This is a genomic window from Pseudomonas sp. 22082 (genome assembly GCF_052046055.1).
Classification (GTDB): Bacteria; Pseudomonadota; Gammaproteobacteria; order Pseudomonadales; family Pseudomonadaceae; genus Aquipseudomonas; species Aquipseudomonas pharyngis.
This window is the reverse complement of the sequence record NZ_JBQEQB010000026.1, coordinates 84,445-97,936: the sequence shown is the minus strand read 5'-3', so window position 1 is coordinate 97,936 and position 13,492 is coordinate 84,445. Positions and strand designations below refer to the sequence as shown.

General features: G+C 60.6%; 12 protein-coding genes. 3 read left to right on the top strand and 9 right to left on the bottom strand.

The annotated features are described in order from the left end of the window. On the bottom strand, positions 1–1,470 hold a 1,470-nt coding region (locus ACTJK9_RS25460; RefSeq protein ID WP_440817068.1), incomplete at its 3' end, for a DUF6531 domain-containing protein. A 249-nt stretch (positions 1,471–1,719) separates the two neighbouring features. Here ACTJK9_RS25460 and ACTJK9_RS25455 point away from each other — a divergent pair. Then, positions 1,720–2,415 carry an HAD-IA family hydrolase gene (locus tag ACTJK9_RS25455; RefSeq protein ID WP_440817066.1) on the top strand — a complete coding sequence of 232 codons (696 nt, stop codon included), beginning with the start codon at positions 1,720–1,722 and terminating at the stop codon, positions 2,413–2,415. Between the two features lie 76 nt (positions 2,416–2,491). On the opposite strand, the gene ACTJK9_RS25450 is transcribed toward ACTJK9_RS25455, so the two are convergent. Beyond that, positions 2,492–3,238 (bottom strand): 3-oxoacyl-ACP reductase family protein, encoded by a 747-nt coding sequence (locus ACTJK9_RS25450; protein ID WP_440817064.1) that lies wholly within the window; start codon positions 3,236–3,238, stop codon positions 2,492–2,494. Between the two features lie 125 nt (positions 3,239–3,363). Here ACTJK9_RS25450 and ACTJK9_RS25445 point away from each other — a divergent pair, with 125 nt between their 5' ends. Continuing rightward, complete coding sequence (locus ACTJK9_RS25445) at positions 3,364–4,305, top strand: LysR family transcriptional regulator (protein ID WP_440817061.1); 942 nt, start codon at positions 3,364–3,366, stop codon at positions 4,303–4,305. Here the strand turns inward: ACTJK9_RS25445 and ACTJK9_RS25440 are convergent. The 3 genes from ACTJK9_RS25440 to ACTJK9_RS25430 form a co-directional block, all read right to left on the bottom strand. Continuing rightward, complete coding sequence (locus tag ACTJK9_RS25440) at positions 4,274–5,002, bottom strand: aspartate/glutamate racemase family protein (protein WP_064594658.1); 729 nt, start codon at positions 5,000–5,002, stop codon at positions 4,274–4,276. The genes ACTJK9_RS25445 and ACTJK9_RS25440 overlap by 32 nt on opposite strands. A gap of 54 nt (positions 5,003–5,056) precedes the next feature. Then, the gene (locus tag ACTJK9_RS25435; protein ID WP_085613271.1) at positions 5,057–6,601 is read right to left on the bottom strand and encodes an NCS1 family nucleobase:cation symporter-1; all 1,545 of its coding nucleotides are present in this window, start codon (positions 6,599–6,601) and stop codon (positions 5,057–5,059) included. Positions 6,602–7,103: 502 nt separating this feature from the next. Then, complete coding sequence (locus tag ACTJK9_RS25430; RefSeq protein WP_007960132.1) at positions 7,104–7,838, bottom strand: phosphoadenylyl-sulfate reductase; 735 nt, start codon at positions 7,836–7,838, stop codon at positions 7,104–7,106. A gap of 162 nt (positions 7,839–8,000) precedes the next feature. Between ACTJK9_RS25430 and thrH the strand changes: the two genes are divergently transcribed. Then, positions 8,001–8,618, top strand: coding sequence for a bifunctional phosphoserine phosphatase/homoserine phosphotransferase ThrH (thrH, locus tag ACTJK9_RS25425; RefSeq protein WP_041067615.1), 618 nt, complete (start codon positions 8,001–8,003; stop codon positions 8,616–8,618). A 60-nt stretch (positions 8,619–8,678) separates the two neighbouring features. Here thrH and pabB read toward each other — a convergent pair whose 3' ends face one another. The 4 genes from pabB to rloA form a co-directional block, all read right to left on the bottom strand. Then, positions 8,679–10,022, bottom strand: a complete 1,344-nt coding sequence (gene pabB / locus ACTJK9_RS25420) for an aminodeoxychorismate synthase component I (RefSeq protein ID WP_085613272.1) — start codon at positions 10,020–10,022, stop codon at positions 8,679–8,681. A gap of 108 nt (positions 10,023–10,130) precedes the next feature. After that, positions 10,131–11,117 carry an alpha-L-glutamate ligase-like protein gene (locus ACTJK9_RS25415; RefSeq protein WP_440817055.1) on the bottom strand — a complete coding sequence of 329 codons (987 nt, stop codon included), beginning with the start codon at positions 11,115–11,117 and terminating at the stop codon, positions 10,131–10,133. Beyond that, a complete protein-coding gene (gene rloB, locus ACTJK9_RS25410; protein WP_007951967.1) occupies positions 11,117–12,652 on the bottom strand; it encodes an osmotic stress tolerance membrane protein RloB in 1,536 nt (511 codons plus the stop codon). The genes ACTJK9_RS25415 and rloB overlap by 1 nt, the downstream gene beginning before the upstream one ends. 5 nt (positions 12,653–12,657) lie before the next feature. Then, the gene (gene rloA, locus ACTJK9_RS25405; RefSeq protein WP_011333239.1) at positions 12,658–13,194 is read right to left on the bottom strand and encodes a retropepsin-like aspartic peptidase RloA; all 537 of its coding nucleotides are present in this window, start codon (positions 13,192–13,194) and stop codon (positions 12,658–12,660) included. Positions 13,195–13,492 lie beyond the last annotated feature (298 nt).

The following is a 13,492-nucleotide window of genomic DNA, read 5'->3' as shown; positions in this document are numbered from 1 at the left end:
CCCCAGCCCGACGTCGATCTCGGCCGCACTGCTGCGGTACAACCGGCTGAACTCGAATGGAAGCAGCCCATCGAGCACACCATCGGTCAGCGTCAACAGCTCTTCGCCGGTGACCATCGACACCGGACAGCCATTGGTGCAGGTCCTCGGTGCACAATCGGCACTATCACCGTTGGGATTTTTCGCCTGATCCGAAGCATCATCCCGAGGCTCATGCCGTTCCATTCGTGTCATGCCGTGGGGCTTGTCGCGGGCAATGGCCGCCGGATTGGGCACCGTCAGTACCAGCGAATCGGCCGTACGAATTTCCAGCGGAATGGCCGGTGTCGGCCGCAATGGCGCCTGCCGCGCATTGACCATCAACGGTTTCAAAGCGCTCGCATGGCGGGTCAGGTCAGGCGCCGAGGTCAGCTCTGCCAGCCGCAACGCCGATGCCGCCAGCCATTCCCGCGCACGGGGTGACTTGATCTTGCCCAATACCTGGGTGCTCAACCGCAGCGGCACGCCCATGCCACCCGACACGCACATCAGCAGAAAACTGACCAGCAGCTCAGCGCGAACCTCAGCCACCACCTCGGCCAGATACTGCGGCGGCAACATCTTCAGCCAACTGGTAAAGGCCGCCAGATAAATGAACAGCAACGGCTCATCGCCGAGCATCAGCAGGCCATTGGCGATGGCCTCGCTGGACGCCTCGAGCAAGGCATCCAGTTCAGCGCTGGACAGGTACTGCAGAAGCTTTTCGCTGTTGGCCTGCAAGTCTGCAAGCAGGGCAAACAGCTGCTTCACGTCGTCCCAGACGCCATTCAGGGCGGATTCGAAACCGTGCCAGTCAGCCTGTTGCAACTGCCCGTAACGCTCGGTGAAACCGGCGCTGGAAAACGCCGTCCACTGCGGTTGAAACCCTTTCCATTCCTCACGTAACCAGCCTTCCAGACCATCGATGAGGCCTTGATACGAGGCGTATAACGTCCGGATATGCGCAGTGGAAACATCGGGAAAGAAGGTGATGCGATAACGCTGGCCCCGGTCGCAGTCGCTGACCTCGAGAATGCCGCTGGGGCCGATGGTGTGATGCAGCGGTTCGCCGAACCCCAAAACGCCGTCGACATCGGAAATCACCGGTTCAAGGATCACCGGCGTGTCGCCGATCGGCACAAACCGTGCGGCTTCGAACATGTGCACCAGCGTCAGGGGGCCGGTGGCGGGGCACATGACCACGGAGGAACTGATGGGTCTGCGGCTGCCAACCGGTGCACTGAGCCGGACATCGTTGCCGACCTTGAACACCTGCTCGACACCCAGCGCGGTGCCCATCCAGAACTGCTCGGCCCAGGCGTCATAGTTGTTGAGACAAAGGCGAAACTCCTGAAACAGCTTTTCGACATCGGGCTGATCAGGGTTCAGCGCAGCGACCACCAGCAAACCGATGCTGTTGTTCAATTTCAGGAGTGGATCAGGTGGAAGCATTGGCAGTCACTCGCGCGCATCGGGGGAATGGCGCGAAACTTTGCGGGGGATCGAACAGGAAAGAAGTCAGCCGAGTAGGCGATGTCTGTAGGGCGATTCTCTAAATGTGCGGGAGGGCGTTCGGCGGACAACCGACATTGCCCGTTGCTCTACCTCGGCTGCGCTCGTTATGCTGCTGAACCCTTTAATCAGATCCGAGCAGCGGCGCTATCCACGCCGCTCGGGATGTCTTTGATAACGGATCCGATGATGAATGCACCGCTGAAGGCGTTTGGCCCGATCAAGGCCGTGATTTTCGACATGGACGGTTTGCTGCTGGACACCGAGGGCATCTACACCGAGGTCACCTCACTGATTGCCGCGCGTTACGGGCGTACCTTCGACTGGAGCATCAAGCAGAACATCATTGGTCGCGGCGCTGGCGATCTGGCGCGCTACGTGGTTGAGGCGCTGGACCTGCCGATCACCGCCGAAGAGTTTCTGGTGATCCGCGAGCCGCTGATGCGCGAGGGCTTTCCCACCGCGCAGGCGATGCCGGGTGCCGAGGAACTGATCCGTCACCTCAAGGCGCACAACATTCCGATTGCGGTCGGTACCAGCTCATCGCGTCAGTCGTTCGGTCAGAAAACCACCTTGCACCGCGAGTGGTTCGCGCTGTTCGACTTCATCGTCACCGCTGACGACCCGGAAGTCGGCGCAGCCAAACCGGCACCGGACATCTTCCTTACCGCAGCGCGTCGCCTGGGTGTAGCGCCGGAAGATTGCCTGGTATTCGAAGACTCGCCGTTTGGCGTGACGGCGGCGAAAGCAGCCGGCATGACCGCTATCGCCATTCCCGATGCCGCCATGGCCGATGAAAAATATGCACACGCCGACGGGATTCTTCGCACGTTGAAAGCGTTCACGCCGAGTGCATGCGGATTGCCGGCGCTCGACTGGGCCTGATCAAACCGCCGACATAAAAACGCCGCCCCTCTGTCAAAGGAGGGGCGGCGTTTTTCGTTATCGACTATCTGATCAATCAGGCGCCGAAACCACCGTCGATGGTCAGGCTCGCTCCGGTGATGTAACCGGCCTCCGGGCTGGCAAGGTAGGCCACGAAGCTGGCGATTTCCTCGGCTTTACCGTAGCGACCCACCGCCATCAGCGGGATCAGGCTGTCGGCGAACTCGCCATGAGCCGGGTTCATGTCGGTATCGACCGGGCCGGGTTGCACGTTGTTGATGGTGATACCCCGTGGGCCGAGGTCGCGGGCCAGGCCTTTGGTCAGGCCGACCAGTGCGGATTTGCTCATCGCATACACGCCGCCACCGGCGAAGGGCATGCGGTCGGCGTTGGTGCTGCCGATGTTGATGATGCGCGAGCCTTCGCCCATGTGCTTGGCGGCTTCTTGGCTGGCGATGAACACGCTGCGCACGTTGATTGCCAGGGTCTGGTCGAAGTCTTCCAGTTTGAAGTCTTCCAGCGGCGCGACGGCCAGCACGCCGGCGTTGTTGACCAGGATGTCGAGGCGGCCAAAGGCTTCGACAGTGGCGCTTACGGCGTGGCGAATGGCACCGGCGTCGGCGCTGTCAGCCTTGATCGCCAGGGCTTTGCCGCCGGTGGCGGTGATGCTGTTTTGCAGTTCTTCAGCCTTGGCGGCCGAGCTGACGTAGGTAAAGGCAACCGCAGCGCCTTCAGCGGCCAGGCGTTTGACGATGGCGGCACCGATGCCGCGAGAGCCGCCTTGAATCAGAGCGACTTTGCCGCTGAGGTGTTGAGTGGTCATGTTCGATCTCCAGAAGTTTCAAGGCAGGCTGCCTTGGTGTGGTGTCGAGTATCTGCCCCTCGCCAATAGGCGGGTAGACCGTGGTTGCTATAGTCTGTGTAAACCAAAAGTTTAGAGTGGCGGCCATGGAAACCTTCAGCAGTATCGAATGCTTCGTGCGCAGCGCCGAAGTCGGCAGCTTTGCCGAGGCCGCGCGACGCCTGAGCCTGACACCGGCCGCCGTGGGCAAAAGCGTGGCGAAACTGGAAGCGCGCCTCGGCGTGAGGCTGTTCCAGCGTAGCACCCGTCGGTTGACCCTGACGGAAGCGGGGCAGTTGTTTCTGAGTGAGGTCAGCGGCAGTCTCACCACCATCCAGAACGCCGTGAACAATCTGGCCAGCGCCGGTGGCCAACCGGCGGGTACGCTGAAAGTCAGCATGGGCACGGTGTTCGGCCGCTTGTACATCGTGCCGTTGCTGGGAGAATTTTTGAGAAGGTTTCCGGCGATCAACCCGGACTGGCACTTCGATAACCGCCAGGTCGATCTGATCGGCCAAGGTTTCGACGCAGCGATTGGCGGTGGTTTCGAGCTGCCCCAAGGCGTGGTCGCCCGCAGGCTGACGCCGGCGCATCGGGTGTTGGTGGCCTCGAAGGATTATCTGGATCGGTACGCACCGATCAGCGAACCGGACGACCTCACACTGCACGACGGCATCCTGATCCGCTCACCGCAAACCGGTCGCGTGCGCTCCTGGCAGTTGACTCACCGCACGCAACAACACAGCCCGCTGACCCTCAAGGCACGAATGACCATGAGCGATTCCGAAGCCGCCTGCGCCACGGCGGCGCAGGGGATGGGGATTGCACTGGTGAGCATGCCATTCGCGGTCGGCTACCTTGAGGCGGGGACTTTGCAGCGGGTCCTGCCGGACTGGTACGTCGACGACGGCAACATCTCCATTTATTACGCCGAACACAAACTGTTGCCGGGCAAGACCCGGGCCTTCGTCGATTTTGTCATCGAGCAGTTTTCAATCCTGGGTCTCGCCGAACGCTTCAACGCGCAAAACGTGCTGGCCAGCCGATGATGGTTTTTGGCCGTGGCGTCGCATACGTGCGCACCTTGGAGGTCGACAAACCCAGCCGCACCAGCGATTCGGCGATGGTCACGGCTGCCGTGACGCCATCCACCACCGGCACCCCGGTGCGCTGACGGATCTGCTCGTCGAGCCCGGCCATGCCGCCGCAACCCAGGCAGATCACTTCGGCTTTATCTTGAGTCACCGCCAGTTCCGCCTGATGCACGATCGCTTCCAGCGCCCGTTGCGGCTCGTGTTCCAGCTCCAGAACCGCCAGGCCGCTGGCGCGCACCGAGGCGCAGCGATCCCACAGGCCGGAAAGTTTCAGCCGATCCTCAATCAGCGGCACGGTGCGATCCAGCGTGGTCACCACCGAGTAGGCGTGGCCAAGGTACATCGCGGTGCTGGCGGCCGCGTCGGTGATGTCCACCACCGGCACGTTGAGCAACTCCTGCAAACCTTCACGACCGTGCTCGCCGTAGCCGGCCTGGATCACCGCGTCGAACGGCTGGTCGTAGGACATCACCCGGTCCATCACGGCGATGGCCGCCAGATAACTTTCGAAATTGCCCTCGACTGAATCGGCGCCGAAGTATGGCGTCAGGCCGACAATCTCGGTGCCGGGGGAAGCGACAGCCTGCGCCGAACGAGCGATGGCCTGAGTGATGGATTCGGTGGTGTTGACGTTGACCACGAGAATGCGCATGGGAAGTCCTTATTACGGTTGGTTCTGCGGCCCCGCGAGGGGCCGCCAAAAGATTCAGTGGCTGACGTTGTCGACGGCGATGGCTTCACCGTCGACATCGGCGTAGTGCGGCTGGCGTTTGGCGATGATCAGGTAGAGCATCCCGGCAATGCCGGCGCCGATCAGCCAGGAGAAGGGCGAAACGCTGTGGAAGCCCGGCACCAATGCCAGAACGATGGCGATCAACGCCGCCGGAATAAACGCCGCAACGGCCCGCAGATTGACCCCGCGGCTGTAGTAATACGCGCCGTTCGGGTGTTCGCTGTACAGCTGCGGCACGTGGATCCGGCCTTTGCGGATCAGCCAGTAGTCGACCATGATCACGCCATACAACGGGCCGAGCAGGGCGCCGAGGCCGGACAGGAAGTACACGATCACCAGCGGGCTGTTGTAGAGATTCCACGGCAGGATCAGCACCGCAATCGTCGCGCTGATCAATCCGGCGCGGCGGAAGGTCAGGTATTTCGGCGCCAGGTTGCTGAGCACGAAGGCCGGGGCGACGAAGTTGGCCATGATGTTCACCGCCACGGTGACGATCAGGAACGCCAGGCAACCGAGTACCAGAAAGAACGTGTTGGGAATCGACGCGATGATCTCGGTCGGGCTTTCGATGATCCGGCCGTTGATCTGAAATTGCGCACCGCACAGCAGGACAGTGATCCCGGCGAACACCAGAATATTCACCGGCAGGCCCCAGAAATTTCCGACCTTGATGGTTTTGCGGCACGGCGAAGAGCGGGCGAAGTCGCAGAAGTTGAGGATCAACGTGCCGTAGATCGCCAGCCACAAGGCGCCGCCGGCAAAGATGTTGCGCCACATCTCGCCACCGGTCAGGGGGTCGCGGATCGACCAGGCGATGGTCGCGTTGGCCTGGGTGTACATCCACGCGGCGAGGCAGGCGACGGTCAGCAGAATCACCGGCCCGGCGAAGGCTTCGTAGCGGCGCACCATTTCCATGCCGTAGGCCAGAATCGCCAGTTGCACGAACCAGATCGCCACGAAACACACCCAGCCCAGGCTCGACAGGCCGAGGATCGAGTTGTGATCGTAGTCGGCGAAACCGGGATGGATCGCCGTGAGCAGCACGCGAAACACCACTGACGCCAGGTACGTCTGAATCCCGAACCAGGCGATGGCGATCACCGCCCGGATCAATGCAGGAATCTGCGCCCCATGAATGCCGAAACTGATCCGGCTGATCACTGGAAACGGCACGCCGGTTTTCTGCCCCATATAGCCGGACAGGTTCATGAAGAAATACACCAGTGCTGCACCGATCCCCAGCGACAGCAGAATCTGCCAGCCGCCCAGGCCCAGGGCGTACAGACCGATGGCAAACGAGTAATTGGCGATGTTGTGCACATCGTTGGTCCACAGGGCAAAGATGCTGTATTTACCCCAGCGCCGTCCTTCGACCTTGGTCGGCGCGAGGTCGCTGTTGTGCAGGCGTGGACTCAATTGCAGCGGTTCGGCGATCCCGTCACCGGGCACGCTGCGGTCGAGGGTGGAAGAGGCGGGCAGATTCAGCGCGATGTTGTTATTGGAGAGACTCGTACGCATTCCGGCAGGCTCCTGATGTTCGGGCCGCGATGACTGTGCATGAGCGTTCGGGCTCGGCAGATCTTCGTCGCGGCGGTGAAACATCACTGGTTTCGGGGCATCTGCAGCCTGTACGGGATAGGGCGCTTCAGGCTTGCGGATCGAAAGTGTGGGTTCATGTTTTGCGGTTTTGTATACAAAACATGTATGCACTAAAGCCAGATCTGTGCCAGCCGGCGATCTATGAAAACCACCGCTGATTTCGAAAAGTTATTGAGGCGCGCCAAGTCGTTGAATTACGGGCGATATAAATTGACCGTTCGAACAGGTATTTATTTTTCGGGAGGGTTTTTAGCGGGCGTCGGGAGGGAGTGTTGCTGGAGCTTGATGTAACTTTTCAGGGCGCAGAAACGAAAAGTGCACACATAAATGGCACCGATGGTGACAATCCTGTGTACACATTTTTCAGAACGGGTAGAGAACACTGTCGGAGCTGATTAGCTCCCACAGTGCATCGGGGACCTTATGCCTTGCTGATGATATTCCCGGCATGCAACCCGCATTCTTTCTGGGTCGCTTCTTCCCACCACCAACGGCCTTCGCGCTCGTGCTGGTTCGGCAGGACAGGGCGGGTGCACGGTTCGCAGCCGATGCTGATGAAACCGCGTTCATGCAGGCTGTTGTACGGCAGCTCCAGCATGCGGATGTAGCCCCAGATTTCCTCGCTGGTCATCTGCGCCAGCGGGTTGAACTTGTACAGGGTGCGCTCCGGGGTGGAGAACGCTGTATCGATTTCCATCACCGCCACGGCACTGCGGGTGCCTGGGCTCTGGTCGCGGCGCTGGCCGGTGGCCCAGGCTTTGACGCCGGACAACTTGCGGCGCAGCGGCTCGATCTTGCGGATCCCGCAGCATTCGCCGTGACCGTCCTTGTAGAAGCTGAACAGGCCTTTTTCCTTCACGAACGGTTCAAGTTTCGTGTAGTCCGGTGAGACCAGTTCGATGTCGATCTTGTAGTGCTCGCGCACCTGATCGATGAAACGGTAGGTTTCCGGATGCAGGCGGCCGGTGTCGAGACTGAACACCTTGACGTTCTTGTTCAGCTTCCAGGCCATGTCCACCAGCACCACATCCTCGGCGCCACTGAAAGATATCCACAGGTCATCGCCGAACTCGGCGAACGCGAGTTTGAGGATGTCCTGCGCGGATTTGTTGGCATAGGTCGTGGCGAGTTCCACGACGTCGAACGTTGGGCTCATCAGGGCGGCTTCCTACAGGTCGGTGGCGCTGGGCGCTCTATATGGCGGCGATGGTAACAAAAAGCAACGCGCGCCGGGGCGGCCTCTGCGTTGCGCGCTCCAGGTCGAGCCGCTAGAGTTCGGGCTCGCTCGGCTCAATAAACATTACAAATGGAGTGTCCTGTGGAAATTGCCTGTCTTGATCTTGAAGGGGTGCTGGTACCGGAAATCTGGATCGCCTTCGCCGAAAAAACCGGAATCGAATCGCTCAAGGCCACCACCCGGGACATTCCCGACTACGACGTGCTGATGAAGCAGCGCCTGCGTATCCTCGACGAGCATGGCCTGAAACTTTCGGACATTCAGGAAGTGATCGCCACGCTCAAGCCGCTGGACGGCGCGGTGGAATTCGTTGACTGGCTGCGCGAGCGTTTCCAGGTGGTGATTCTGTCGGACACCTTCTACGAGTTTTCCCAGCCGCTGATGCGTCAGCTGGGCTTTCCGACCTTGCTCTGCCACCGACTGATTACCGATGACAGCGGTCGGGTGACGAGCTACCAGTTGCGTCAGAAAGATCCGAAACGTCAGTCGGTCCTGGCCTTCAAGAGCCTGTATTACCGGGTGATTGCGGCGGGGGATTCCTACAACGACACCAGCATGCTTGGCGAAGCGGATGCGGGGATTCTGTTCCATGCGCCGGACAACGTTATTCGCGAGTTTCCGCAATTTCCGGCGGTGCATACGTTTGCCGAGTTGAAGCAGGAATTCCTCAAAGCCTCGAACCGCGACTTATCCCTTTAGCCACCTGATGATCGTTCCCACGCGGACGGTTCGACGCCTCGACGTGGGAACGATCAACGGTTAAAGGTTTTGCAGGGTTTCGAGCAGGACTCTGACCTTGGTGATCGATTCCTGATACTCCGCCAGCCAGTCCGAATCGGCGACGATCCCGCCACCGCCCCAGCAGCACACCTGTCCATCCTTCACCAGCAGACTGCGGATCGCGATAGAGCTGTCCATCTCGCCGCGCACGTCCAGGTACAGCAACGAACCGCAATACAAGCCGCGTCGGGTCGGCTCCAGTTCGTCGATGATCTGCATCGCACGAATCTTCGGTGCGCCGGTGATCGAGCCGCCGGGGAAACTGCCGGCAATCAGGTCCAGGGCGTCGCGATCCGCCGCCAGTTCACCGGTTACGCTGCTGACCAGGTGATGCACGTTCGGATAGCTTTCCAGGCTGAACAACTCCGGCACCCGCACCGAGCCGATGCGGCAGGTGCGGCCCAGGTCGTTGCGCAGCAGGTCGACAATCATCAGGTTTTCCGCACGATCCTTGGGGCTGGCCAGCAGTTCGGCGGCGTTCGCCGCGTCCTCGGTCGGGTTCGCGCCACGGGGACGGGTGCCCTTGATCGGGCGGGTTTCCACCTGACGCTGGCTGACTTTGACGAAACGCTCGGGCGACAGGCTCAGCACTGCATTGCCGTCGGGCAGGCTCTGGAACCCGGAAAACGGCGTCGGGCAGGCCTCGCGCAATTTGCAGTAGGCCAGCCATGGATCGCCCTGGCACGGCGCGCGGAAACGCTGGGCGAAATTGACCTGATAGCAGTCGCCGGCCTGGATGTAATGCTGGATGCGTTCGAACGCCTGACGGTATTCATCTGCCGAGAGATCGGCTGCCATCGGGCTGTTCAGCTTGAAAGGCGTCAGTGCGGTGCTCACCGGTTGGCTGAACACATCGATCAGTCGTTGTTTCTCGCTGGCGCTGACCGAGGGGTGAAACACCAGTTGGCTGGTGGCCGATTGGTGGTCGCTGATCAGTGCCCAGTCGTACAGACCAAAACGCGCATCGGGCAATTGCAGATCATCCCGGGCCTGACTCGGCAGGTTTTCCAGATGCCGGCCGAAGTCGTAGCTCAGGTAACCGATCAGGCCACCGGCGAAAGGCAATTCGTACCCATCGGGCAATTGCGCGTCGCCCAACCGGGTCAGATTATCCCGCAGACGTTGCAGGAAATCGTCGCCGCGCTCGTCCGGCAAAACCGCCAGCTGTTCCAGCGGCCAGGCGCTGAGCAGGTCATAACGGCCACGGTCGGCACTCGGGCGGCCACTGTCGAGCAGCACGGCGCCGGGCGCATGGCGGATGGCCGCGAAATAGTCGGCGGGGTTGGCGCGGTAGGGCAGCGGGTGTACGGAACAGGTCAACATGGGCGGGGCAGATCGGCCATCGAGGCGGGGTGGGGATTGTAGTCCCCTCCGGGAATTGCTCCTAGAGGGGATGTCGGGGATTGGCAGATTGGCGGCAGGTAGTGCGACTCAGCCCTCGACCGCCGGAATATGCCCAAACAACTCCTGAGCAAACGCCACCCGCTCTTCAACCGATTCAGTCACACCACGCGCCTTGAGTTCTTCCAGATGCGCTTCCACCGCATGGGTGCGCAACGTCAGCCCGCAGTCGTTGGCAATCTGGATATTCAGCCCCGGCCGCGCATTCAGCTCCAGAATCAGCGGGCCTTTCTCCTGGTCCAGCACCATGTCCACGCCGATGTAACCCAGGCCACACAGCTCATAACAACCGGCCGCGAGCTTCATGAAACCGTCCCAGTAGGGCAGTTGCACGCCGTCCACCGCGTTGGTGGTGTCCGGGTGTTTGGTGATGATGTTGTTCAGCCAGGTGCCGCGCAAAGTCAGGCCGGTGGCCAGGTCGACACCGACGCCGATGGCGCCCTGGTGCAGGTTGGCCTTGCCGCCGGACTGGCGGGTCGGCAAACGCAGCATCGCCATCACCGGGTAACCCATCAGCACGATGATGCGGATGTCCGGCACGCCTTCGTAGCTGATGCTCTTGAAGATCTGGTCCGGGGTCACCCGATATTCGATCAGCGCCCGGTCGCGGTGCCCGCCCAGCGAATACAGGCCGGTGAGGATGCTGGAGATATGATGCTCCAGCTCTTCGTGGGCAAGGATCTTGCCCGACACCGTGCGATAGCGGCCCTCGAAACGGTCGGCGATGACGATGATGCCGTCACCGCCGGCGCCCTGGGCCGGCTTGATCACGAAGTCGTTGCGCCCGCCGATGATCTCGCCGAGCTTGTCGATTTCCTTCTCCGTGGAAATCACGCCATACAGTTCCGGCACATGAATGCCGGCCTCGATCGCGCGTTCCTTGGTGATGATCTTGTCATCGACGATCGGGTACAGGCTGCGCTTGTTGTACTTGAGCACGTAGTCCGCGTTACGCCGATTGATGCCCATGATGCCCCGGGCTTCCAGGGACTTCCAGGTCTTCCAGAAACCGAACATCAGGCGTCAGCCTTCTTCAGGAAAGCCTTGAAACGCACCAGTTCAGTCAGGCGATAACCGCGATAGCGACCCATGGCCAGCATGAAGCCCACCAGGATCAGCAGGATTGCCGGGAAGGTGAACACGAAGTACACCAGTTCCGGAACGGTCATGATCAGGTGCGCCAGGGACGCCGCGAACAGCGTGCCGATCGCCACTTTCATGGCATGGCTGGCGCCGCGTTCTTCCCAGGTGATCGACAGGCGTTCGATGGTCATGGTCAGAATCACCATCGGGAACAGCGCCACCGACAGACCGCGCTCCAGACCGAGTTTGTGACTGAACAGGCTGATCGCCGCGATCAGCACCACCACGAACGTCAGCACGACCGACAGGCGCGGCAGCATTTGCAGCTTCAAGTGTTCCAGATACGAGCGCAGTGATAACCCGAGCGCGGTGATCACGGTAAACAGCAGGATGCCGAAGCCCAGTTGCGTCTCGCGGAAGGCCAGGGCGATCAGCACCGGCGTGAATGTACCGAGGGTCTGTAGGCCGATCAGGTTGCGCAGGATCAGGATCACCAGCACGCCGATCGGAATCATCACCATGATCATGAAGGTTTGCTGGGTTTGCAGCGGCAGGCCGTACAGCGAGTATTCGAGGAAGTTGGCGTCGGTGTTTTCGTCGGTCAGCTTGGCCAGACGAATCGCGTTCATCTCGCTGTTGTTCAGGCTGAAGGTTACGTTGGCTTTCTTGCCGCCGTCGACGGTGATCAGGTTTTCATCACCGCTCCACCACAGCAGGCGGTCAGTCGGCAGGCCTTGCTCGCCGGTTTCCGGGTTGAAGTACAGCCAGTCGGTGCCGTTGAAGCTGCGCAGCCACAGTTCCGGGGTTTGCGGTTGATCGGCGACGAGGCGGATGGTGTGGACTTTCTCCACCGGTACGTGGGCGATGGACAGCAGCAGCTCGACGATTTTGGCTTTGTGCGGTGTCGACGGATCGCCGGCCAGCAGCAGTTTCACGTTGTCGTCGTTGACGTTGTTGACGCGTTTGATCGCTTCGCCGATGAAGGTCTCGACGTCGGCCGAATGCTGGCGGATCGGCGCGAGCAGGGCTTCGGCGGCAATCTTTTCCGGGCCTTCGATGGCCATGCTGTCGCGGAAGGTCGGGCCTTTGATCTTGGTTTTCTCGGCGGTGTAACGCTTGGTCAGCACCAGACGGTAATAAAGCGTCTGGTTGCCCTTGGCCCGGCGTGCCGACCAGGTGACCTTGCGGTTGCCGTCGACGCGGTTGACCGCCACCCCGTAGTTGTTGGAGATAAAGCTTTCATTGAGGCTGACGTAATCGCGGCTCAGGGGCGGCACGAACATCTGGATCTTCACCGGATCCTTGGTGCTGGCGACGAACTCGACCTTGGCGTCGATGTTCCACAGGTCGTCGGTGGCGTCTTCGGTCACCGGGATGCCGAGCACGAAAATCTGATAGGCCGTAACCGAAACGCCCAGCAACACCAGGATGGTGATCAGGACTTTCAGGTGGAAGGTTAGAGAACGCATGGAAATTACTCGGCGGTATGAGCGGCGATGGCGCAGGCGGGTTTGCCGGCAGCGTATTTAAGACTGGGATCGACCAGCGCATCGAAGCGTTTCAGCGCCTCGGAGCCGATCAAAAGCGGGTATTGGAACGCACTACGGTCGGTCAGGTTCACTTCGATGCTGCGCATTGCCGAACCCATGCAGATGTCCAGCTCGATCACCGGGCGGGCGGTGTACTTCTTGCCTTCTTCCGGGTCGTAGTCGCCGGCGCGGCGCTTGATCTTGCTGACCCGGGCCAGAGGCCGTTCGATCGGGTGCGAATGCGCGGCGTCGATGGCCAGGTAGAAACGTACCCAGGACTCGCCGTTGCGTTTGAAGCGTTTGATGTCGCGGGCACTCAGGGAGGCGGTTTTCGCCCCGGTGTCGAGTTTCGCCGCCACTTCCAGGTTGATCCCGTCGAGGGCAGCGTATTCGTTGAGGCCGTACACGGTCTTTTCCCCCGCCGCAGCAAGGCCGGGCAGGCAAAACAGTGCAAAGAATGTGGGGAAGGGCTTGAGTCTCATAAATCCTGGCGAGCAGCGTTCCGTTCTCGGTTCAGGGCCATGGCATCAGGAAATCCTGTCTGGTCATCGCCTTCGTGTGCCTATCAGCTTTTTATGACAAGCCGTGCAAATGACTCGCAAATGCGGGCGGCATTCTAGCACGGTGGTTTTATGGCGCCAGCGCCGGGGCCGGTCTATAACCCTTGGGGCTGACACGCAGGCTTATTAGACGATTGTCGACAATCTCTATTTATCCTTTGACTGATGCGGGTTGATTCGCTAGTTTTTGCCGCATTGGATTTGAAGGTGTTGACAATAT

Coding starts and splice junctions, on each gene's coding strand:
- ACTJK9_RS25415 (WP_440817055.1), bottom strand. CDS start 11,117: ATGTTCGGTTTCTGGAAGACCTGGAAGTCCCTGGAAGCCCGGGGCATC.
- rloB (WP_007951967.1), bottom strand. CDS start 12,652: ATGCGTTCTCTAACCTTCCACCTGAAAGTCCTGATCACCATCCTGGTG.
- ACTJK9_RS25440 (WP_064594658.1), bottom strand. CDS start 5,002: ATGCGCATTCTCGTGGTCAACGTCAACACCACCGAATCCATCACTCAG.
- ACTJK9_RS25455 (WP_440817066.1), top strand. CDS start 1,720: ATGAATGCACCGCTGAAGGCGTTTGGCCCGATCAAGGCCGTGATTTTC.
- pabB (WP_085613272.1), bottom strand. CDS start 10,022: ATGTTGACCTGTTCCGTACACCCGCTGCCCTACCGCGCCAACCCCGCC.
- ACTJK9_RS25450 (WP_440817064.1), bottom strand. CDS start 3,238: ATGACCACTCAACACCTCAGCGGCAAAGTCGCTCTGATTCAAGGCGGC.
- ACTJK9_RS25445 (WP_440817061.1), top strand. CDS start 3,364: ATGGAAACCTTCAGCAGTATCGAATGCTTCGTGCGCAGCGCCGAAGTC.
- ACTJK9_RS25435 (WP_085613271.1), bottom strand. CDS start 6,601: ATGCGTACGAGTCTCTCCAATAACAACATCGCGCTGAATCTGCCCGCC.
- ACTJK9_RS25430 (WP_007960132.1), bottom strand. CDS start 7,838: ATGAGCCCAACGTTCGACGTCGTGGAACTCGCCACGACCTATGCCAAC.
- rloA (WP_011333239.1), bottom strand. CDS start 13,194: ATGAGACTCAAGCCCTTCCCCACATTCTTTGCACTGTTTTGCCTGCCC.